Below are 21,234 nucleotides of genomic sequence, written 5' to 3'. Positions count from 1 at the left end.
ACGTGCCGGATGGGTGGTGCGGGTCAGGGCAGCCGGGAGAACCACCGCAGGGATCCCGCGGCCGCACCCATGGCGAAGACCAGTCCGAGGCCGATGAAGCGGGCGGAGATGTCCTGTCGTTCCTTGCGGTAGCCAACTGACGTGCCGATGTCCTCGTACACGGCGCGCAGCTCGGCGCTGGTGGTCGCCTCGTGGAAGCCGCCCCCGGTCTCCTCGGCGACCGCCTTGAGGGTCTGCCCGTCGACCGGCACCTGGATGGGCCGCCCGCCCCGGTCGACGAAACCGGACGGGGTGCCGAACGAGATGGCGTGCACCGGGACCTTGGCCGCCACGGCCTGGGCGGCGGCCTCCATCGGGTCCATCCCGGAGGTGTTCGCGCCGTCGGAGAGGAGGATGATCCGGGCCGGCGGCGGGTCCTTGGCGGCCTTGGCGTCCAGGCTCTTCACCGCGCCCAGCGAGGTGCTGATCGCCTCCCCGATGGCGGTGCCCTGCACGCCGGTGACCCCCTCGGCGAGCCGCCCGATCCCCTCGTGCAGGGCGTCCCGGTCGGTGCTCGGCGGGACCAGCACCGCCGCGCTGCCGGCGAAGGCGACCAGCCCGACGTTGAACTCCTTCGGCAGGCCGTCGGTGAACCGGCGGGCGGCCTGTTTGGCGGCGGTCAGCCGGTCCGGGTCGACGTCGGTGGCGAGCATCGAGGTGGAGACGTCCACCGCCACCATCACGGTGGCCCGCTCCCGCGGCACCCGCACCTCGGCGCTGGGCCGGGCGAAACCGACCACCAGCAGCGCGAGCATGGCGAGGAAGAGCCCCGCCGGCACGTGCCGGCGCCAGACCGGCCGGCGCGGCGCGACCCGGTCCAGCAGGCGCAGGTTGGTGAAGCGCACCGCGTACCGGTTCCGCCGGCGCTGCATCGCCAGGTAGCCGACGACGAGCGCGGCGACGCCGAGCAGGAGCCAGAGCCGGGTGGGTGACTGCCAGATCACGCGCCACCTCCCCGGGCCGCGGCGGGCGCGGCGGCCAGCCGGCGCTGGTGGTGCACGTGCCGCACGATGTCGGCGGCCCAGTCCCGGTCGGTACGCAGCGCCAGGTGGGCCGCCCCGGCTCGGCGCAGCACCTGGTGCACCTGGTCGCGCTGGGCGGCGGCGGCCTGGGCGTACCGTTCCCGCAGGGTCCGGTCGCCGGTCCACACCTCGCGATGCCGCCCGGTCTCCGGGTCGACCAGGGTGATCAGGCCGACGTCCGGCAGTTCCAGCTCGCGCGGGTCGGTCACCTCCACCGCGAGCACCTGGTGCCGGACGGTGAGCCGGCGCAGCGCCGCCTCCCAGGGCGGGGCGCCATCCGGGTCGTCGGGCAGCCCGTCGAGGAAGTCGGAGACGACCACCACCAGGCCGCGCCGGGTGGCCACCCGCTGGACGCCGGCCAGCCCGTCCGCGAGGTTCGGCGGGGCGGGTGCCGAGGTCTCCTCGTACCCGCCGGTGCGGGGGGCGTCGAGCAGGGTGCGCAGCAGCCCGAGCAGGTGGGTCCGGCCGCCACGGGCCGGGAACCGGCGCAGCCCGTCGGGGCTGAGCACCTGCGCGCCGAGGCGGTTGCCGACGCCCGCGGTGAGGAACCCGACCGCCGCCACGGCGGCCACCGCGAGCTCGCGTTTGTCCAGTGTGGCGGTGCCGTACTCCATGCTGGGGCTGGCGTCGACCAGCAGCCAGGTGCTCAGCTCGCGGTCGGCGTCGACCTCGCGGACGTGCGGGACGGTGGTCCGCGCGGTGACGGCCCAGTCCATCCGGCGTACCTCGTCCTCGCCGGGGCGGTACTCCCGGCTGCCGGCAACCTCGCTGCCCGGTCCGGGCAGCAGGCCGCGGTACTGGCCGTGCAGGAGCCCGTCGAGGCGGCGGGTGACGGTCAGTTCGAGCCGGCGCAACCGCTGGTCGGGGGCGAGATCCGCCAGGCCGGGCTCGGGCAGGGCCGGGGCGGCCCGGCGCCTCACGCCGCCGCCAGGTCGGACGCCGTCTCGGGACGACCGGCGACGACCCGGGGCGGTGGCACCGCCTCGATCAACCGGCGGACGACCGCCTCGGCGGACACCCCGTCGGCCACCGCGTCGAAGGAGAGCACCAGCCGGTGCGACAGCACGTCCACCGCCAACTCCCGGACGTCCTCCGGGAGCACGTACTCCCGGCCCCGGATCAGCGCCTGGGCACGGGCGGCGGCGACCAGGCCGAGGGTGGCCCGGGGACTGGCCCCGTACGCCAGCAGCGGCGCGAGGTCGGGCAGCCCGAACCGGCCCGGGTCCCGGGTGGAGAGGATGAGCCGGACGACGTACTCGGCGAGCGCGTGGTGGACGAAGATCTGACTGGCCCGACGCTGGAGTTCGCGGAGCCGGGCCGCGTCGAGCACCGGCCGGGCCGTCGGCCGGTCGCTGCTCATGCGGTAGAGGATGGCCAGCTCGTCGGCATCGCTCGGATAATCGACCACGATCTTCATAAGGAACCGGTCACGCTGCGCCTCGGGAAGCTGGTAGACGCCCTCCGACTCGATCGGGTTCTGCGTGGCGAGCACCAGGAACGGGTCGGGGACCGGCCAGCTCCGGCCGCCGATGGAGACCTGCCGCTCGGCCATGGCCTCCAGCAGCGCCGACTGCACCTTGGCCGGAGCACGGTTGATCTCGTCGGCGAGGACCAGGTTCGCCATGACCGGGCCCAACTCGACGTCGAAGGCCTCGGTGGAGGCGCGGTAGATGCGGGTACCGACGATGTCCGAGGGGACCAGGTCGGGGGTGAACTGGATGCGGGAGAAGGTGCCGCCGACGACGGTGGCGAGGGTCTGCGCGGCGAGGGTCTTGGCCACTCCGGGCACACCCTCCAGCAGGCAGTGACCGTCGGCGACCAGGGCGGTGAGCAGGCGCTCGACGAGGCGGTCCTGCCCCACGATCACGCGCTTGACCTCGAATAGGGTCTGTTCCAGCTCGACGCCGCCGGCGTCGGCTTCGACCGGGCTGGGCACGCTGGCCAGGGTGTCCGAGATGTCCGTCACGGTGCTTGCTTCCCGTACGGGCGGTCGGACAAACGTCGGATTATCGGCCCCTGCCAGGCCGTTCCAGGACCGGACCGGGACGACTCCCGCAGCCGGGCCGCAACCGCACGACCGACGCCTGGCCGCGCAGATCGGGGCAGACCGGACGACCGATCGGGAGGGTCGGGACTGTCCCGCAACGGTACGGTGACGGCCGTGACCACGATCACGGACAAGGAACGGAGCACAGCCCGGAACCGCCGGAACCGCCGGATCGCGACGGCGGCGTGCTGGCTCGCCGTCACGCCCGCCGCCGCCTGGACGGTGCTCCGGCTGGCCGGGTCGGACCGGGGACCGCTGGTGCAGGCGGTCGCCTTCACGCCGTACGCCGCGGCTGGTTCCCTGCTGCCGCTGGCGCTGTCCCTCGCCCTGCGGCGGCGTGCGGCGGCGGTGGTCGCGGCGGCCACGGCGCTGGCGCTGATCGGTGCGGTCGCCCCGCGCGCGATCGCCGCCCCGCAGCCGGCGGCCGGCGGTCCCGCACTGCGACTGCTCACCGCCAACCTGCTCAAGGGCGAGGCCGATCCGGCCCGGCTGATCGACCTGGTCCGTACGCACCGGGTGGACGTGCTGGCCGTGCAGGAGTTCACCCCGGAGATCGCGACCGAACTGGACCGCCTCGGGCTGGACGCCCTGCTGCCCCACCGGGTGCTGAACCCGGAGGTCGGCACCACCGGCTCCGGCCTGTACGCGCGCTTCCCGCTCGGCGAGGGCGGGTTCCGGCGCAACCCGGGCTTCCTCTTCACCCAGGCGTACGGGACGCTGGCGGTGCCGGGCGCGCCCCCCGTACGCGTGGAGTCGGCGCACCCGGCCGCCCCGTACGCCGTCCATATGGTGCCGGAGTGGCGGACCGACCTGCGCGGGCAGCCGCCGGCCACGCCACGGGGACGGCTGAGCATCCTGGCCGGGGACTTCAACGCCACCCTCGACCACGCCCCGCTGCGGACCCTGATCGACACCGGGTACGTCGATGCCGCCGACGCGGCGGGCGCCGGGCTCGTCGGCACCTGGGGCCCGTACGACGGCGATCTGATCCCGCCGGTCACCATCGACCACGTGCTGGTCGACCGGCGCATCGCGGTGCGCTCGGCGGCCGTGTACGCGCTGCCCGGCAGCGATCACCGGGCCGTCCTCGCCGAGCTACGCCTGCCCGCCGCGGTGTAAGGAGGGGTCCCCTCCGTTACACGCGGGCCCGGTCGAGGCCGTAGGTTAGGGCGTCGACCAGGGCGTGCCAGCTCGCCTCGACCACGTTCGGGTGCACGCCGACGGTGGTCCAGTCCCGGCCCGCCCCGGCGGTCTCCACCAGCACCCGGGTCACCGCGCCGGTGCCGTGGCTGCCCTCCAGGATGCGGACCTTGTAGTCGGCCAGCTCGAAGTCGCGCAGCTCGGGGTAGTGCCGCACGAGCGCCACCCGCAACGCCTCGTCCAGGGCGTTGACCGGGCCGTTCCCCTCGGCGGTGGCGATCACCCGCTCGCCGCGTACCCGGATCTTGACGGTGGCCTCGGAGACCACCGCGCCGTCCTCGCGGTGCTCGACCAGCACCCGGTACGACTCCAGGGCGAACGGCCGGGGCGCGGCCCGGTCCGGCAGCTCGGAGCGGACCAGCAGCTCGAACGAGGCGTCGGCGGCCTCGAACGACCAGCCGTCGGCCTCCAGCTCCTTGACCCGGTTGGTGACCGTGCTCAGGGCCTCGGGATGGCCGGACAGGTCCAGGCCCAGCTCACGGCTCTTGAGCTCGACGCTGGCCCGTCCGGCCATCTCGGTCACCAGGATCCGCATGCTGTTGCCCACCACCGACGGGTCCACGTGGTTGTAGAGCAACGGGTCCACCTTGATCGCGCTCGCGTGCAGCCCCGCCTTGTGGGCGAAGGCGGCGGCCCCGACGTAGGCCTGGTGGGTGTCGGGGGCGATGTTGGCGATCTCGGCGATGGCGTGCGAGACCCGCACCAGCTGTTCCAGGCAGCCCTCCGGCAGGACGGGCAGCCCGAGCTTGAGCTGGAGGTTGGCGACGATCGCGAAGAGGTCCGCGTTGCCGGGGCGTTCGCCGTACCCGTTGGCGGTGCCCTGGAAGTGCCGGACCCCGGCCTCGACGGCGGCGATGGTGTTGGCCACCGCGCAGGCGGTGTCGTTCTGGGCGTGCATGCCGAGCAGCTCCGGTGCCACCCCGGTGCGCGCGGTGACGTCCGCGATGGCGGCGGTGACCTGTGAGGGCAACATCCCGCCGTTGGTGTCGCAGAGCACGAACCGCTCGGCCCCCGCGGCCAACGCCGCCTCCAGCACCGCGGCGGTGTACGCCGGGTCGTGCCGGTAGCCGTCGAAGAAGTGCTCGCCGTCCACGAAGACCCGCCGGCCCTGCCGTACCAGGTGGCGCACCGTGTCCTGGATCATGGCGAGGTTCTCCACGGCGGTGGTGCGCAGTGCCCGCTCGACGTGGCGGATGTCCGCCTTGGCGACCAGCGCCACCGCCGGGGTCTCCGCGTCGAGCAGCCCGCGCACCTGCGGGTCGCTCTCGACCGCCACCCCGGCCTTGCGCGTCGCGCCGAAGGCGACCAGGATCGCGTGCTTGAGGTCCAGCTCGGTGCGGGCCCGCTGGAAGAACTCGGTGTCCTTGGGTACGGCGCCCGGCCAGCCGCCCTCGATGAAGCCGACCCCGAGGTCGTCGAGCAGGCGGGCCACCGCCAGCTTGTCGACCACCGAGTAGCTGAGCCCCTCGCGCTGGGCACCGTCGCGCAGCGTCGTGTCGTACACCTGGAAGGTCATGGGAAGTCCTCTTCTCGAACCTTTGGGGGCAACAAAAAGACCCCCCGCGGATGCGGGAGGTCTGCGCGCTCGGCGAGAGGGAAGGCCGGCGCGCTAGCTGCCAATAATCAGGACGTGGCTGGTCACGATCGGTACTCTGCCACTCCGGTCGCGGTTTTGGGAGGCACAATCCACATTTCGGGACGGTAACGCAGGGTGGCCTTACCCGATCGAGGGACAACCTTCCGCGCGGAACGCGCCACCGGTGATCGACTTCACAAGTCATCCGACCGCCCAGCGGCGAAAACGCGGCTACGGCAGAATCTGGAACTGATCCAGTTAACGGCTTCGCGCCGCTGGCGAAGCCGCTGTCAAGGAGGACCTGTGCTCACTGTCGGTGACCGCTTCCCCGAGTACGAACTCACCGCCTGCGTGTCGCTGGACGCCGACAAGGCGTTCGAGACGATCAACCACAAGTCCCACGAGGGCAAGTGGCGGGTGGTCTTCTTCTGGCCGAAGGACTTCACCTTCATCTGCCCGACCGAGATCGCCGAGTTCGGCCGCCTCAACGGCGAGTTCGCCGACCGGGACGCCCAGGTCCTCGGCGTCTCCGTCGACAACGAGTTCGTCCACTACGCGTGGCGCAAGGACCACCCGGACCTGCGCGAGCTGCCCTTCCCGATGCTCAGCGACATCAAGCGTGAGCTGACCGAGGCCTGTGGCGTGCTCGGCGAGGACGGGGTCGCCCAGCGGGCCACCTTCATCGTCGACCCGAACAACGAGATCCAGTTCGCCATGGTGACCGCCGGCTCGGTCGGCCGGAACGTCTCCGAGGTGCTGCGGGTGCTGGACGCGCTGCAGACCGACGAGCTCTGCCCGTGCAACTGGAACAAGGGCGGCGCGACCCTGGACGCCAACGCGCTGCTCGCCGGCGCCGGGGCCTGACGATGGGCCTGGACGCGGTCAAGGCGGCGCTGCCGGAGTACGCCAAGGACATCAAGCTCAACCTCGGCTCCACCATCGCCACCTCGACGCTCAAGCCGGAGCAGGCGTGGGGCACCGCCCTGGCCTGCGCGGTGGCAGCCCGCAACCCGATGGTGCTGAAGGAGATCGCCGCCGAGGCGGCCGGTCACCTCATGCCAGAGGCGGTCGAGGCGGCCAAGGGCGCCGCCACGATCATGGCGATGAACAACATCTACTACCGGGCCAAGCACCTGATCGGCGACGAGCAGTACGCCTCGATGCCGGCCCGGCTGCGGATGCAGATCATCGCCCGGCCGGGCGTGGAGAAAGGCGACTTCGAGCTGTGGTGCCTCGCCGTCTCGGCGATCACCGGCTGCGGCGTCTGCCTGGAATCCCACGAGAAGACCCTGCGCGCCACCGGGTTCACCCGCGAGCAGGTGCACGAGGGGCTGCGCATCGCGGCCGTCGTGCACGCCGCCGCGGTGGCCCTCGACGCGGAGGCCGCGCTGGCCTGATCCTCCGGTGTAGCGAGCTCCACAACCGGGTACGAAGGGTCCGACAGGGCACATCCCCCGAGAAAGTCGAGAAAGGGAGTGAACGCCAATGGAGCGGCTCGACCCTCGAACGACCCACGGGACGCCGGACCCGCTGACCCGAAGCGGTCAGGGCGCCTTCGCGGACGGCACGCCCGCGGGACGTTTCGATCCGTGGACCTACCGGGACGACGCCGGGGTGTCCGGTGTCGACCTGGTCGACTACAAGGTGGAGGCGAGCGACGGCGGTGTCGGCAAGGTGGACCAGGCCAGCCATGAGGTGAACTCCAGTTACCTCGTGGTCGACACCGGTCCGTGGATCTTCGGCAAGAAGGTCATGCTGCCGGCCGGCACCGTCAACCACGTCGACCACGACGAGCGGAAGGTGTACGTCGACCGGAGCAAGGAGCAGATCAAGGCCGCGCCCGAGTACGACGTGTCCACCGACGCGGATCCGGCGTTCCGGGAGAAGCTCGGCGGGTACTACGACGACACATACTCGTCGATCCCCCCGGGTACCGCCCGGTGACGGAAGGCACCTGCGCCTGACGGCCGGCGGGGCACATCGATGCCCCGCCGGCCGTTACCGTGTCAGGGGTGGATGCCACCGACACTCCGCACCGGAACCCCTTTCCCGCCCTGTTCAACTTCCGCGACGTCGGCGGGCTGACCGGCCATGACGGACGGACCGTCCACCGGCGCCGGCTCTACCGCTCCGACTCGTTGCACCGGATCGACGAGACCGACCGGGCGGCGTTCACCGCCCTCGGGATCCGCACCGTGATCGACCTGCGCCGTCCCACCGAGGTGGCCCGCGACGGCCGGGTGCCCGCGTACGACGGGCTCACCTACCGGCACATCCATCCCGAGCACCAGGGCTGGGCCGAGCAGCCGTACTCGTCGGGCACCAGCCTGGCCCGCTATCTGGCCGACCGGTACGCCGACCTGGCACGGACCGGCACCGCCGGGCTGGCCGAGGCGGTCGGCCTGATCGCCGACAGCGTCAACGCGCCGGCGGTGGTGCACTGCGTCGCCGGCAAGGACCGCACCGGCATCGTCTGCGGCCTCACCCTGGCCGTGCTCGGCGTCGCCGACGACGACATCGCCGCCGACTACGCGCTGAGCACCGAGGCGTCCGCCCGGTTCAGCGCCTGGATAGCGGCCACCATGCCGGAGGCCGAGGAACTGCCGCCACCCTTCCTCGCCTCCCCGGCCGAGGCGATGATCCTCTTCCTCACCGAGTTGCGCGACGGGTACGGATCGATCGAGGGCTACCTGCGCCACGCCGGGGTGACCGCCGCACAACTGGCCGCGCTCCGCGACCATCTGCTCAACTGACCCGCCCGGGCCGCGCCTCGCACATCGCGGGGCGCGCCTCGCACGATCGCGCTCGACCCAGGAAGTAGTGGCCTCCCACCACGTGGAGACCACTACTTCCGTGTTTCAGCACGATCTTGACAGGCAGCGTTCCGTCGGCGAACGGCGGCGCTGGGTGACGGCCGAGCCGTGGCCGCCACCCGGGTCAATCGGCGGCGTCAGAGCACCCGCTGCACCCAGCCGTGCCGGTCCTCGGCCCGGCCGCGCTGGATGTCGACCAACTGCTGCCGCAGGGCCATCGTGAAGCGTCCCGGCTCGCCGCCACCGACGAGGAACTCCCCGTCGGGGAAGCGCACCCCACCGATCGGGGTGATCACGGCGGCGGTGCCGCAGGCGAACACCTCACGCAGCCGGCCGCTGGCCGCGTCCGCCTGCCAGTCGGCGATGCTGACGGGCCGCTCCTCCACCCGGCGCCCGGCCTCGGCGGCCAGGGTGATGACCGCGTCCCGGGTGATGCCCGGCAGGATGGTGCCGGTGAGCGGCGGGGTGACCAGGGTGTTGTCGTCGTAGACGAAGAAGACGTTCATGCCGCCCAGCTCGTCGACGAAGCGCCGCTCCACCGCGTCCAGGAAGACCACCTGGTCGCAGCCCGCCTCGATCGCCTCGGCCTGGGCGACCAGCGAGGCGGCGTAGTTGCCGCCGCACTTGGCCGCGCCGGTGCCACCCGGCGCCGCACGCGTGTAGTCCGGGGAGGCCCAGACCATGATCGGCTTGACCCCGCCGGTGAAGTAGGCCCCGGCCGGGGAGGCGATGACCGCGTAGAGGTATTCGTTCGCCGGCCGGACGCCGAGGAAGACCTCGCTGGCGAACATGAACGGCCGAATGTAGAGGGTGCTGTCCTCGTCCTCCGGGACCCAGTCCTTGTCGATCTCGACCAGCCGGCGCAGCGACTCGACGAACGCCTCCGGCGGCAGCTCGGGCATGGCCAGCCGCCGGGCGGACGCGACGAAGCGGGCCGCGTTCGCCTCCGGACGGAACAGGGTCACACCGCCGTCCGCGGTCCGGTACGCCTTCAGCCCTTCGAAGATCTCCTGCGCGTAGTGCAGGACCGCGGCGGCCGGGTCCATCGGGATCGGCGCCCGCGCCTCCACCCGGGCGTCGTACCAGCCCTTGCCGTCGGCGTAGCGCACCGTCACCATGTGGTCGGTGAACACCCGGCCGAACCCGGGGTTCGCCAGCAGGGCGGCCCGGTCGGCGGCGGATACCGGCGCGGGATTCGGACGGATCTCGAAATCGAGCTTGTCACCACCGCTCATCGCGCTGACCTCCCTGCGGGTCCTTACACGGCATGCGCCATCGCACGCCGGCGTCACTGGTGCCAGAAAACTTACCCCGAACGGTCGTTCAGCGGATAGGTACGTCCCGGCAGATCGACTGCGCGTGATGGCGAAGCCGTAGCCGACACATTGCTGCCCGGACGGGTCTGGCGGCCCGGACCCGGACCGACGCGAGCGGCCCGGTCAGCCTACGGCGTGCCCGGCGAGCCGGTCGCCGACCTCCTCGGTGCGCAGCGACGCCCCCGGCGTACGGCCGGACAGCTCGGTGGCGACGGCGGCGGTGACCCGCGCGGCGGCGTCGGCATGGCCGAGCTGGTCGAGCAGGAGCGCGGCGGAGAGCACCGCGGCGACCGGGTCGGCGACGCCCCGGCCGGCGATGTCCGGCGCGGAGCCGTGGACCGGCTCGAACATCGACGGGTAGCGCCCCTCCGGGTTGATGCAGCCGCTGGCCGCCAGCCCGATACCGCCGGTCACCGCGGCGGCGATGTCGGTGAGGATGTCGCCGAAGAGGTTGTCGGTGACCACCACGTCGTACCGCTGGGGCTGGGTGACCAGGAACATCGCGGCGGCGTCGACGTGCTGATACTCGGTGGACACATCCGGGTGCTCGGCGGCGACAGCCTCGAAGGTCCGCGCCCACAGCGAGCCGGCGTGGGTCAGCACGTTGGTCTTGTGCACCAGGGTGACCTTGCGGCGCTCCCGGCGGCGGGCCCGGGCGAAGGCGTCCCGGATCACCCGCTCCACCCCGTGCCGGGTGTTCAGGCTCTCCTCGGTGGCCACCTCGGCCGGGGTGTCCCGGTGCAGCGCACCGCCGGCACCGGCGTACAGGCCCTCGGTCCCCTCGCGGACCACGACCAGGTCGACCTCGCCCGGCTTCACGGCGGCCAGCGGCGCGGGCACGCCCGGCCAGAGGCGTGACGGGCGCAGGTTGACGTACTGGTCGAACGCGAAGCGGAGCTTGAGCAGCAGGCCGCGCTCCAGCACACCGGGCGGCACCGTCGGGTCGCCGACCGCGCCGAGCAGGATGGCGTCATGGCCGGCCAGCTCGTCGAGGACCGAGTCAGGCAGCACCTCACCGGTGCGGTGGTAGCGTGCGGCGCCGAGGTCGTACTCGGTGGCCGTCACGCCGGGCAGCACGGCATCGATGACCTTGCGGGCCTGCCCGACCACCTCGGGTCCGATCCCGTCCCCGGCCACCACCGCGATCCGTGCCACCTGGCGCTCCTCACCTCGTCGTCAGCGCAACGGTACCCGCCGTCCCGCCCCCCGGTACGACCCTTCCAGTATGCGGGATTCGGGATGCTCAGGAGGCTCCCAGGTGGCATTCATGGTGTGGTCATCTCCACTACCTAGGATCGATGGCGACCGGAGTCGACGGGGCCCGGGACCGGCTTCGCCGCGGCGCTGCGGCGTCGTCAGCGAGGGAGCAGGTGCGATGCGGATCGACACGCGGCGGCGGACCCACTGGGCTGACGAACAGCCGCGTAACCGATGGATCGACCAGTCCTCCGTCCTCAGCCGTCCCGACCTGCGCCTCGGCACCCACAGCCACCGGCTCGACCGGGCCGGCGGCAGCGCCGTCGACCGGATCAGCGTCCGGCACACCGTCAGCACCTCGACCGCCGAGTACACCCTGCTGCTCAACGCGCCCGACTGGCTGGGCCGACGGGGCGTCGGGGAGGCGCTACGGGACGCGGTCGCCGAACTGCGCGCCATCGACCTCACGTACGGGCCGAACCAGCCGGACAGCCTCGTGTCCAAGCTGCGCCGGGCCGAGATCAGCCCCGAGTCGTACCCTCCGCTCTCCGACCTGGTGGACCGCTGCGCCGCGATGCGGGCGGCGACCGACGGGTGGTTCGACGCCTGGGCGGTGCCGGGCGGCTTCGACCCGGGCGGGCTGCTCGGCGGCTGGGCCGTGGAGCGGGCCGCGGCCCGGCTGCGGGCGGCCGGCGTCCACGACTACGCCGTGCTCACCGGCGCCGACCTGACCGTACGCGGCCACGCGCCCCACGGCGGTCCGTGGCGGGTCGCCGTGCACCATCCGACGGAGGCGCGCCGGGCGCCGCTGATGCTGGAGATGACGGCCGGCGCGGTGGGCACCTCCGGGGTGACCGGGCGCCGCGGACACGTGGTGGACCCGCACACCGGCGAGCCGGCCGACCAGTTCCTCGCCGCCACCGTGGTGGGCCCGGACCTCGCGGTGGCCGACGCCTACGCCACCGCCCTGTACGCCGCCGGGCCGGCCGGGCTGGCCTGGTTCCGCAACGGCTCGGACTACCGCGTGCTCTTCACCGACCGTCGGCAGTAGGTCGCGGTCCGCCCCTCGTCGCCTTGCCCTCGCAACCGGGACGCGGTCCGCGATCGGCCCCCACCGTCTCGGCAACAACCGTGGGGGCCGGTCAGCGACGAGTGCGCGTGGCTCGCGCAATCGAGGGGTGCGGGCCGCCGGGCCGGACACTCGACCGCGCCACCCGAAGACGGGCCGGAGTCTCAACTCAGCCAGTGACCGCACGGGTACGCTAGCGAATCGACGGAACTCGACGCAAGGGTCTCCACAGCGGACCTTCCCGCAGCCGAATCTGACGGCTCGGCAAAGACCCGGTGACGGGGGCAGGGATGACGGACGGCCACCAGGAATGGCACAGTGTCCGCCGTGAGTTTCGATCTGAGCGTGTGGGCCCTGCCCACCGGGGCCACACCCGACCAGGTACGGGCGGCGGTGCAGCGGTGCCGCGAGGGGCGGCACCGCGAGCAGCAACCCGACCCGAGGCTGGTCGCCTTCTACCGGGCGATCACCGGCTCGTATCCGGACCGCCCAGCCGGTCCGGGCACCCCGTGGGAGGTCGCCCCGCTGCACACGGCCTGCGACCACATCGAGATGAACCTCGTCCCGACCTGCGAGGACCAGGTGCTGCTCGACATCGAGCGGCTGGCCGCCACGCACGACCTGATGCTCTTCGACGCCCAGGACGGCACGGTCTATCCACCGCCGACCCGCGTCACTCCCTGACCTCGGCTCGGTGCGACGAGGGGCCCGGCCTACCGGCCGGGCCCCCGATCAGTCGCGTGTGGACTACTCGTCGCGCAGGTCCGCCGCGCTGGCCGCGACCGCGCCGATCGAGTCGGCGGCCGAGCTGAGCAGGTCCGCGCCGAGCGCCTGGTCGACGGTGAGCGTCATCAGCGTCTCGCCGCCGGCCTCCCGGCGGGCGACCTGCATGGCAGCGATGTTGACCCCCGCCGCGCCGAGCAGGGTGCCGACAGTGCCGACCACACCCGGCCGGTCGGCGTAGCGCAGGAAGACCAGGATGCCCTCCGCGCCGATCTCCACGTCGAAACCGTCCACCTCGGTCAGCTTGATGACGTCGCGGGCGCCGGCGTGGGTCACCGTGCCGGAGACGCTGACGGTCCGGCCGTCCGGCAGCGCACCGCGTACGGTCACCAGGTTGTTGTGGTCGGTCGTCTCGGCGTGCGTGGTCAGGGCCACCTCGACCCCGCGCTCGGCGGCCAGGTGCGGCGCGTTGACGTAGGTGACCTGCTCCTCCACCACCGAGCTGAACAGCCCCTTGGTGGCGGCGAGCTTGAGCACCGACACGTCGTTCGTGACGACCTCGCCGCGCACCTCGACGGTGACGCTGGCGGCCACCCCGCCGGCCACCGCGGTGAAGGCCCGGCCGAGCTTCTCGGCCAGCGGCAGCAGCGGCCGGACATCCTCGGCGACCACGCCACCGGCCTGCACGTTCACCGCGTCCGGCACGAACTCGCCCTGGAGCGCCAGCTTGACGCTCTTGGCCACGGCCAGGCCGGCCTTGTCCTGCGCCTCGTTGGTGGAGGCACCCAGGTGCGGGGTGGCCACCACGTTGTCGAAGGCGAACAGCGGCGAGGAGGTGCACGGCTCCTTCGCGTACACGTCGACGCCGGCACCGGCGACCCGACCCTCGGCGATCGCGTCGGCCAGGGCCTGCTCGTCGACCAGCCCGCCGCGGGCGGCGTTGACGATCCGGACGCCCGGCTTGACGATCGCCAGCTCCTTCTCGCCGATCAGGCCGACCGTCTCCGGGGTCTTGGGCAGGTGGATCGAGATGAAGTCGCTCTCCCGCAGCAGCTCCTCCAGCCCGACCAGGCGGACGCCGAGCTGCGCGGCGCGGGCCGGCTGGATGTACGGGTCGTACGCGATCAGCCGAGTGCCGAAGGCAGCGATGCGCTGCGCGAAGAGCACGCCGATACGGCCGAGCCCCACCACGCCGACGGTCTTGCCCTGGATCTCCACGCCGGTGTACTTGGACCGCTTCCACTCCCCCGCCTTGAGCGCCGCGCTGGCGCTGGCGGTGTTGCGGGCCACGGCGAGCAGCAGCGCGACGGCCTGCTCGGCGGCGGAGACGATGTTGGAGGTGGGCGCGTTGACGACCATGACGCCCCGTGCGGTGGCGGCCGGCACCTCGACGTTGTCCAGGCCGACGCCGGCCCGGGCGACCACCTTCAGCCGCGGCGCGGCGGCGACAGCCTCGGCGTCGATCTGCGTGGCGCTGCGTACGATCACCGCGTCGGCCTCGGAGAGAGCGGAGAGCAGGGCCGGACGGTCGGTGCCATCGACGTGACGCACGTCGAAGTCGTGCGCGAGCACCTCGATGGCGGCGGGGGCGAGTTCTTCGGCGATCAGTACGACAGGATTCATCGGTCCTCGTAGACGCTCGTATGCGGTCAGCCTGGCACGCCGGGAACGCCGCGCTGCGCCCCGAGCTGATCCGTGCCGTGGCCGTCAGGCGCGGGCTACGCACCTATGAAGGATCGTAGGGCGCGGTTCCGATGGCGTGTCCCGGAGTGCGGGGTGAGTGCCCTCACATCGGTCACCCGGCCTCATCAGGTGACCAACCGGGGCGGGCAGTGCAGGGGCCAGCACGACCCGTGACCCGACGCCGGAAAGGCGTCGGGCCGCGGGCCGCGTCTTCAGCGGTCTGAATCCGGGGGGTCAGGCGGTCTCGGTGATGGGGCGGTCGACCCAGCTCATCATGGCGCGCAGCTTCTGCCCGGTCTCCTCGATCGGGTGCGCCGCGCCCTCAGCCCGCCACTTGGCGAAGTTCGGCCGCCCGGCCTCGTCCTCGGCGACCCACTCGCGGGCGAACTCGCCGGACTGGATCTCGCCGAGGATCTTGCGCATCTCCTCCTTGACCCGGGAGTCGATGACCCGGGGGCCGCGGGAGAGGTCGCCGTACTCGGCGGTGTCCGAGATGCTGTAACGCATCCGGGCGATGCCGCCCTCGTACATCAGGTCGACGATGAGCTTCAGCTCGTGCAGGCACTCGAAGTAGGCCACCTCGGGGGCGTAGCCAGCCTCGGTGAGCACCTCGAAACCGGTCTGCACCAGCGCGGTCGCACCACCGCAGAGCACCGCCTGCTCACCGAAGAGGTCGGTCTCGGTCTCCTCGGTGAAGGTGGTCTTGATCGCGCCGGCCCGGGTGCCGCCGATCGCCTTCGCGTACGCCAGGGCCAGGCCGAAGGCGTTGCCGCTGGCGTCCTGCTCCACAGCGACCAGGCAGGGCACACCCTTGCCGTCGACGTACTGGCGGCGGACCAGGTGACCCGGGCCCTTCGGGGCGACCATCGCCACGTCCACATCGGCCGGCGGGTTGATCAGGCCATACCGGATGTTGAAGCCGTGGCCGAAGAAGATCGCCTTGCCGGCGGTCAGGTTGGGGGCGATCGCCTCGGCGTACAGGCCGCGCTGGGCGGTGTCCGGCGCCAGGATCATGATGACGTCGGCCTCGGCCGCCGCCTCGGCCGGCGTGAGCACCCGCAGGCCCTGCTCCTCGGCCTTCGGCCGGCTCTTCGAACCGGCGGGCAGGCCGATCACCACGTCGACGCCGGAGTCGCGCAGCGACAGCGCGTGGGCGTGGCCCTGGCTGCCGTACCCGATCACCGCGACCTTGCGGGCCTGGATCAGGCCCAGGTCGGCGTCGTCGTCGTAGTACACCTCAACGCTCATTGACTTCCCTTTCGTACGGCGGTGCCCGGCGGCCCGTCGTGGATTTGTGCGGTGGATGCGGCGCTCGGGCGCCGGTCGGGGCGGGTCAGGCGGCACGCAGCGCGGGACCGGCGGTGATCGAACGCGAGCCGCGCCCGATCGCCACCGTGCCGGACTGCACCATCTCCTTGATGCCGAGGGGTTCGAGGTCACGCAGCAGCGCGTCGAGCTTGTCGGGGGTCCCGGTGGCCTCGATGGTCAGGGTGTCCGGGGCGACGTCGACCACCCGGGCGCGGAACAGGTTCACCGTCTCCAGCACCTGGGCGCGGGCGCTGCGGTCCGCGCGGACCTTCACCAGCAGCAGCTCCCGGGCCACCGAGACCTGCGGGTCCAGCTCGACGATCTTGAGTACGTTGACCAGCTTGTTGAGCTGCTTGGTCACCTGCTCCAGCGGGGACGACTCGGCGTTGACCACGATGGTGATCCGGGAGACGTCCGGGTTCTCGGTCTCCCCGACGGCGAGACTGTCGATGTTGAAGCCCCGCCGGGAGAACAGCCCGGAGACCCGCGCCAGGACACCCGGCTTGTTCTCCACGAGCACGGACAGGGTGTGCATGGTCATGGCATTACCTTCCTCGTCATGCCCTCATGGCCCTCGCTGCGCTCGGTGCGTTCGGTCATGACACAGCCTTCCTCGTCATGCCCACATGGCCCTCGCTGCGCTCGGTGCGTTCGGTCATGACACAGCCTTCCTCGTCATGCCCACATGGCCCTCGCTGCGCTCGGTCATGACTAGAGCTCGTCCTCGTCGAAGGCGGGGCGGACGCCCCGGGCGAACATGATCTCGTCGTTGCTGGTGCCGGCGGCGACCATCGGCCAGACCATGGCGTCCTTGCCGACCACGAAGTCGATGACCACCGGGGCGTCATTGATCGCCATCGCCGCCGCGATGGTCTTGTCCACGTCGGCGGCGGTCTCGCAGCGCAGACCGACGCAACCGAGCGCCTCGGCGAGCTTGACGAAATCCGGGATGCGGTGCTTGTGGGTGCCCAGCTCGGTGTTGGAGTAGCGCTCCCCGTAGAACAGGGTCTGCCACTGCCGGACCATGCCCAGGTTGCCGTTGTTGATCACGGCGACCTTGATCGGGATGCCCTCCAGCGCGCAGGTGGCCAGCTCCTGGTTGGTCATCTGGAAGCAGCCGTCGCCGTCCACCGCCCAGACCGGGGTGTCCGGCTGGCCGACCTTGGCGCCCATCGCCGCCGGAACGGCGTAGCCCATCGTGCCGAGGCCGCCGGAGTTGAGCCAGGTGTGCGGCTTCTCGTACGAGATGAACTGGCTGGCCCACATCTGGTGCTGGCCGACGCCGGCCACGTAGATCGCGTCCGGGCCGACGATCTCGCCCAGCCGCTTGATCACGTACTGCGGGGGGAGGGTGCCGTCGGCCGGCTCCTCGTAGCCGAGCGGGTAGCGCTCGCGCAGGTCGTCGAGCTGGGTCCACCAGTCGCCGAGGTCGGCGGCCGGCCGGGCCGCCCGCTCGGCGGTGACCGCGGCGATCAGCTCGTCGATCACGTGCCGGGCGTCGCCGACGATCGGCACGTCCGCGTGCCGGTTCTTCCCTATCTCGGCGGGGTCGATGTCCGCGTGCACGACGGTGGCGTCCGGCGCGAACGAGTCCAGCTTGCCGGTGACCCGATCGTCGAAGCGGGCCCCGAGGGCCACGATCAGGTCGGCCTTCTGCAGGCCGTACACGGCGGCGACGGTGCCGTGCATGCCGGGCATGCCCAGGTGCTGCCGGTGTGAGTCGGGGAACGCGCCGAGCGCCATCAGCGTGCTGACCACCGGGATGCCGGTCAGCTCGGCCAGCCGGCGCAGCCCGTCGGTGGCGCCGGCCTTGAGCACGCCGCCGCCGACGTAGAGCACCGGACGGCGGGCGCTGGTCATCAGCCGGGCCGCCTCGCGGATCTGCTTGCCGTGCGGGTGCAGGGTCGGCCGGTAGCCGGGCAGGTCGAGGGTGGGCGGCCAGGAGAAGGTGGTCTGGGCCTGCAGGACGTCCTTGGGGATGTCCACCAGGACCGGGCCCGGCCGGCCGGTCGCGGCCAGGTGGAACGCCTCGGCCAGCACCTGCGGGATCTCCTCGGCCGTCTGCACCAGGAAGTTGTGCTTCGTGATCGGCAGGGTGATGCCCTGGATGTCCGCCTCCTGGAAGGCGTCCGTGCCGATCGCCGGCCGGGCGACCTGGCCGGTGATCGCCACGATCGGCACCGAGTCCATGTATGCGTCGGCGATCGGGGTGACCAGGTTGGTCGCGCCCGGGCCGGAGGTGGCCATGCAGACCCCGACCTTTCCGGTGGCCTGGGCATATCCGGTGGCGGCGTGCCCGGCGCCCTGCTCGTGGCGGACCAGGATGTGCCGGACGGTGGAGTCGTAGAGCGGGTCGTAGGCCGGCAGGATCGCGCCGCCCGGGATGCCGAAGACGACGTCGACGCCGAGGGCCTCGAGCGACCGCACCAGCGATCCGGCGCCGGAGACCTGCGCCGGGCCGGGCCGCCGTTCGGTCGCGGTGGTTCCGTCCGCGCCGGTCGGGGTGTCCGTTCCGCGTACGGTCGGCTCGGCCGGGACGGACCCGTTGCGGGGGGTCGAGGCGTTGTCGGCGGCGCCGGCCGGCTCGGTGGCCGTGCGGGCTCGCCGGACGGAGTGGGCGAGGGTCTCTGGCGTGGGTCTGGTCATGGCGGTTCAAGCCTTTTGCTGGAGTGGGTGATGCGCTTCTCAGGATGGAACGCGGGCGTCCCGGCGATGGTCCGATGGCAACAAAAACGGCCCACGTGCAGATGCACGGGGCCAGCGCACTCTCAAGCAGAGGAGAGTGCGCTCAGGTAAGTACTCGCAGCGACCGGTTCGACGACATGTGGCTAAGCCTGACGCATCTCACGCGATGAGTCAACTGATCCCACATTCTGGTTAACGGATGCCGGCGTGTCCCGCTGCGGCACGCCCTCCGCGGCCGATCCCACCTGCGAAGATCCCTCGTTCGGGGGACGTGGCGCCGGCACCGGCGCCGCCGGGCTGGGACGCGCGCCCGGCGAGGTGGCCGCCTCCAACATCGCCTCCAGGTGCTCGGCCGGCACCCCCCAGCCGAACAGTGCGCCCTGACCGAAGCGGCAGCCGGCGGCCACCACCGCGGCCAACTCGGTGGGGTTGGTGACGCCCTCGGCGATCACCTCCAGCCCGAAGTGGTGCCCGAGGCGCATCACGATGTCCACCATCGGGGCGAACGCCGGACCGTCCCTGCCGACCGGCCGGACCGGCTCGTGCTCGGCGACCAGGCTGTGGTCGATCTTCAGAATGTCGATCGGCAGCCGGCGCAGCTGCCCCAGCGAGGAGTAGCCCGTGCCGAAGTCGTCCAGCGCGATGCGTACCCCGGTGAGACGCAGCGCGGCCAGCCGGCGGATCAGCTCGTCCAGGTCGGTGGCGACGGCGTGCTCGGTGACCTCCAGCACCAGCCGCTGGGGCGGTACGTGGTGGGCGCGCAGCGCGTCGGCGACCTGGCCCACGTACTCCGGGGCGTGCAGCTCGCGCGGCGAGACGTTCACCGACACCCAGACGTCGTGCCCGTCGGCCAGCCACCGGGAGAGCTGGTAGCAGGCCTGGTGCAGCACCCAGGCGCCCAGCTTGGAGATCATCCCGCACTCCTCGGCGAGCGGGATGAACTCGTCCGGGCGGACGTTGCCCAGCTCGGGGTGGTGCCAGCGGAGCAGCGCCTCGGCGCCGACCGGACGCACCGACGGCAGCGAGGCCACCGGCTGGAACGCCAGCCGCAGCTCGTCCCGCTCGATCGCGCCGCGCAGCTCGTGCTCCAGCACGGTGCGCCGGCGCAGCAGTTGGTCGTACGCGGCGTCGTAGCGCTCGATGCGGTTCTTGCCCCGCTGCTTGGCATAGCGCAGGGCGAGGTCGGCGTTGCGCAGCAGCAGCGCGACGTCGGTCTCCCCGTGGTTGCCGGCCACCCCGATGCTGACCGAGAGGAAGACCGGCACGTCCGCCTCCTCGTAGGGGCGGCCGAGCACCCCGAGCAGCCGTTCCGCGACCGGTTCGGCGTCGCTCGCGCCGTGCATCAGCACCGCGAACTCGTCACCGCCCAGCCGGGCCGCCAGGTCACCCGGGCGCAGGTTGCCGCGCAGTCGCCGGCCGACCTCGGCCAGCACCGCGTCGCCGACGTCGTGCCCCCGCATGTCGTTGACGTTCTTGAAGCCGTCCAGGTCCAACCCGAGCAGGACGCAGGGCACCCGGGCGTCGGCGCAGCGGTGCAGTTCGCGCAGCAGCCCGCGCCGATTGGCCAGGCCGGTGAGCGGGTCGGTGTGCGCCAGCTCGCGGAAGTGGGCCTCCCGGGCGGCCAGCCGGCCGGCGTAGCCCCGGACGTCGTTCAGGGCCAGGTACTGCCGGGCCACCAGGGCGAACCCCTCGACGCTGCCGGCGACGATGCCGAAGGCGTCGAACCCGCCGCCCTGGCTCAGGTGGTACATCGCCGAGGCGGCCATGGCGAACATCGGTGCGAAGGCGTACTCGCCGTCGCGGCGGATCAGGTCGACGTCGACCTGACCGGGCAGGTCGACCCGGTGGACCGCGGCGGCGACGGCCAGCAGTCCGGCGGCCAGCGCCGCGGCACCGGTGAGGGCCAGTGCCGGGCCGGCCTGGCAGAGCCCGGCGGACAGCCCCAGCCCGCCGCCGGTCACCCCGGTCGCCCCGACGCCGAGCAGGATCAGCCGCCCGCGTGGCGGAGCGGCCCGGAGCACCATGATCAGGATCAGCCCGGCGGTGAGTGCCGCGCTCACCGTGGCCAGCACGATGGGCACGTCGGCGACCGGGGTGAACGCGCCGAGCAGCCGGGTCGGCTCGGAGAGGACCACCCAGCCGACGAACCAGAGCGCGCTCGCAATGATCACGCCGTCGAGCAGCAGCCGGGCGGTGGCGGCCCGGGTTGCCGCGGCGCCGGGCAGGCGGAGCAGGGCGGCGCCGAGCGCGAGCCCGCTGAGCGTGCCGCCCGCCGAGACGAACGTCGCCCAGCCGGTGCGTTGCCCTTCCCGGTGGGCCCAGTCGTCGGCGGCCAGCACGGCGATGACCCCGGCGACGAGGCTGATCAGCGCGATCCCGGCGGCCACGGCGAGCAGCACGTGGGTCTGCCGGTGGGATCCGACCCGGCGGCGGGCCGAGGCGGCGAGCAGCGCGGTGGCGCCGGCGGCGGCAAGCCCGCTCAACGCCACAACGGTGACCACGCCCGGGGTCGAATGCACGACGTCAACTTTGCCGGATACGCGCACGCCGAGGGGT

18 protein-coding genes are annotated in these 21,234 nt (G+C 72.4%); 7 read left to right on the top strand and 11 right to left on the bottom strand.

Features of this window, described 5'->3' with window-relative positions; genetic code table 11:
* Positions 1–23: 23 nt before the first annotated feature.
* The 3 genes from ACIRG9_RS03080 to ACIRG9_RS03070 are packed head-to-tail and all read right to left on the bottom strand — an operon-like array spanning position 24 to position 3,027.
* Complete coding sequence (locus ACIRG9_RS03080; RefSeq protein ID WP_402849291.1) at positions 24–983, bottom strand: VWA domain-containing protein; 960 nt, start codon at positions 981–983, stop codon at positions 24–26.
* Positions 980–1,981, bottom strand: a complete 1,002-nt coding sequence (locus ACIRG9_RS03075; protein ID WP_402849289.1) for a DUF58 domain-containing protein — start codon at positions 1,979–1,981, stop codon at positions 980–982. The genes ACIRG9_RS03080 and ACIRG9_RS03075 overlap by 4 nt, the downstream gene beginning before the upstream one ends.
* On the bottom strand, positions 1,978–3,027 hold the full coding sequence (locus tag ACIRG9_RS03070) for an AAA family ATPase (RefSeq protein WP_402849286.1): 1,050 nt from the start codon (positions 3,025–3,027) through the stop codon (positions 1,978–1,980). The genes ACIRG9_RS03075 and ACIRG9_RS03070 overlap by 4 nt, the downstream gene beginning before the upstream one ends.
* A 204-nt stretch (positions 3,028–3,231) precedes the next feature.
* Between ACIRG9_RS03070 and ACIRG9_RS03065 the strand changes: the two genes are divergently transcribed.
* A complete protein-coding gene (locus ACIRG9_RS03065) occupies positions 3,232–4,227 on the top strand; it encodes an endonuclease/exonuclease/phosphatase family protein (protein ID WP_402850237.1) in 996 nt (331 codons plus the stop codon).
* Positions 4,228–4,243: 16 nt separating this feature from the next.
* On the opposite strand, the gene cimA is transcribed toward ACIRG9_RS03065, so the two are convergent.
* Complete coding sequence (cimA, locus tag ACIRG9_RS03060; RefSeq protein WP_402849284.1) at positions 4,244–5,824, bottom strand: citramalate synthase; 1,581 nt, start codon at positions 5,822–5,824, stop codon at positions 4,244–4,246.
* A 363-nt stretch (positions 5,825–6,187) separates the two neighbouring features.
* On the opposite strand from cimA, the gene ACIRG9_RS03055 reads away from it, so the two are divergent.
* The 4 genes from ACIRG9_RS03055 to ACIRG9_RS03040 all read left to right on the top strand — a co-directional run bounded on the left by ACIRG9_RS03055 (position 6,188) and on the right by ACIRG9_RS03040 (position 8,637).
* On the top strand, positions 6,188–6,748 hold the full coding sequence (locus ACIRG9_RS03055; RefSeq protein WP_402849281.1) for a peroxiredoxin: 561 nt from the start codon (positions 6,188–6,190) through the stop codon (positions 6,746–6,748).
* A 2-nt stretch (positions 6,749–6,750) separates the two neighbouring features.
* Positions 6,751–7,281 (top strand): carboxymuconolactone decarboxylase family protein, encoded by a 531-nt coding sequence (locus ACIRG9_RS03050; RefSeq protein ID WP_402849278.1) that lies wholly within the window; start codon positions 6,751–6,753, stop codon positions 7,279–7,281.
* 88 nt (positions 7,282–7,369) lie between these two features.
* On the top strand, positions 7,370–7,828 hold the full coding sequence (locus ACIRG9_RS03045; protein ID WP_402849276.1) for a PRC-barrel domain-containing protein: 459 nt from the start codon (positions 7,370–7,372) through the stop codon (positions 7,826–7,828).
* A gap of 59 nt (positions 7,829–7,887) precedes the next feature.
* Positions 7,888–8,637: a tyrosine-protein phosphatase gene (locus ACIRG9_RS03040; protein WP_402849274.1), complete on the top strand. Its 750-nt coding sequence runs from the start codon at positions 7,888–7,890 to the stop codon at positions 8,635–8,637.
* A gap of 197 nt (positions 8,638–8,834) precedes the next feature.
* Here ACIRG9_RS03040 and ACIRG9_RS03035 read toward each other — a convergent pair whose 3' ends face one another.
* On the bottom strand, positions 8,835–9,932 hold the full coding sequence (locus ACIRG9_RS03035) for a branched-chain amino acid aminotransferase (protein ID WP_402849271.1): 1,098 nt from the start codon (positions 9,930–9,932) through the stop codon (positions 8,835–8,837).
* Positions 9,933–10,136: 204 nt separating this feature from the next.
* The gene (locus ACIRG9_RS03030; RefSeq protein ID WP_402849268.1) at positions 10,137–11,168 is read right to left on the bottom strand and encodes a 3-isopropylmalate dehydrogenase; all 1,032 of its coding nucleotides are present in this window, start codon (positions 11,166–11,168) and stop codon (positions 10,137–10,139) included.
* Positions 11,169–11,388: 220 nt separating this feature from the next.
* On the opposite strand from ACIRG9_RS03030, the gene ACIRG9_RS03025 reads away from it, so the two are divergent.
* Both ACIRG9_RS03025 and ACIRG9_RS03020 read left to right on the top strand, forming a co-directional pair.
* Positions 11,389–12,261: an FAD:protein FMN transferase gene (locus ACIRG9_RS03025; protein WP_402849266.1), complete on the top strand. Its 873-nt coding sequence runs from the start codon at positions 11,389–11,391 to the stop codon at positions 12,259–12,261.
* 345 nt (positions 12,262–12,606) lie between these two features.
* A complete protein-coding gene (locus ACIRG9_RS03020) occupies positions 12,607–12,963 on the top strand; it encodes a hypothetical protein (protein ID WP_402849263.1) in 357 nt (118 codons plus the stop codon).
* Positions 12,964–13,026: 63 nt separating this feature from the next.
* Here ACIRG9_RS03020 and serA read toward each other — a convergent pair whose 3' ends face one another.
* The 5 genes from serA to ACIRG9_RS02995 form a co-directional block, all read right to left on the bottom strand.
* A complete protein-coding gene (gene serA / locus ACIRG9_RS03015; RefSeq protein ID WP_402849260.1) occupies positions 13,027–14,625 on the bottom strand; it encodes a phosphoglycerate dehydrogenase in 1,599 nt (532 codons plus the stop codon).
* Between the two features lie 294 nt (positions 14,626–14,919).
* A complete protein-coding gene (gene ilvC / locus ACIRG9_RS03010) occupies positions 14,920–15,933 on the bottom strand; it encodes a ketol-acid reductoisomerase (protein WP_402849257.1) in 1,014 nt (337 codons plus the stop codon).
* A gap of 85 nt (positions 15,934–16,018) precedes the next feature.
* Entirely contained in the window at positions 16,019–16,534 is a 516-nt protein-coding gene (ilvN, locus tag ACIRG9_RS03005) for an acetolactate synthase small subunit (RefSeq protein ID WP_402849255.1), read from the bottom strand.
* Positions 16,535–16,704: 170 nt separating this feature from the next.
* Entirely contained in the window at positions 16,705–18,639 is a 1,935-nt protein-coding gene (locus ACIRG9_RS03000) for an acetolactate synthase large subunit (protein WP_402849252.1), read from the bottom strand.
* Between the two features lie 182 nt (positions 18,640–18,821).
* Positions 18,822–21,197, bottom strand: coding sequence for a putative bifunctional diguanylate cyclase/phosphodiesterase (locus tag ACIRG9_RS02995; protein WP_402849249.1), 2,376 nt, complete (start codon positions 21,195–21,197; stop codon positions 18,822–18,824).
* Positions 21,198–21,234 lie beyond the last annotated feature (37 nt).

The organism is Micromonospora sp. NPDC093277, from assembly GCF_044765245.1.
Taxonomy (GTDB): domain Bacteria; phylum Actinomycetota; class Actinomycetes; order Mycobacteriales; family Micromonosporaceae; genus Micromonospora.
Note: the sequence above shows the minus strand (reverse complement) of the source record. Positions and strands in the feature narration are given on the sequence as shown.

Excerpts from the sequence above, each read along its gene's own strand:
- ACIRG9_RS03025 (WP_402849266.1), top strand. The coding sequence starts at position 11,389 with ATGCGGATCGACACGCGGCGGCGGACCCACTGGGCTGACGAACAGCCG.
- ACIRG9_RS03045 (WP_402849276.1), top strand. The coding sequence starts at position 7,370 with ATGGAGCGGCTCGACCCTCGAACGACCCACGGGACGCCGGACCCGCTG.
- ilvC (WP_402849257.1), bottom strand. The coding sequence starts at position 15,933 with ATGAGCGTTGAGGTGTACTACGACGACGACGCCGACCTGGGCCTGATC.
- ilvN (WP_402849255.1), bottom strand. The coding sequence starts at position 16,534 with ATGACCATGCACACCCTGTCCGTGCTCGTGGAGAACAAGCCGGGTGTC.
- ACIRG9_RS03000 (WP_402849252.1), bottom strand. The coding sequence starts at position 18,639 with ATGACCAGACCCACGCCAGAGACCCTCGCCCACTCCGTCCGGCGAGCC.
- ACIRG9_RS03050 (WP_402849278.1), top strand. The coding sequence starts at position 6,751 with ATGGGCCTGGACGCGGTCAAGGCGGCGCTGCCGGAGTACGCCAAGGAC.
- serA (WP_402849260.1), bottom strand. The coding sequence starts at position 14,625 with ATGAATCCTGTCGTACTGATCGCCGAAGAACTCGCCCCCGCCGCCATC.
- ACIRG9_RS03035 (WP_402849271.1), bottom strand. The coding sequence starts at position 9,932 with ATGAGCGGTGGTGACAAGCTCGATTTCGAGATCCGTCCGAATCCCGCG.
- cimA (WP_402849284.1), bottom strand. The coding sequence starts at position 5,824 with ATGACCTTCCAGGTGTACGACACGACGCTGCGCGACGGTGCCCAGCGC.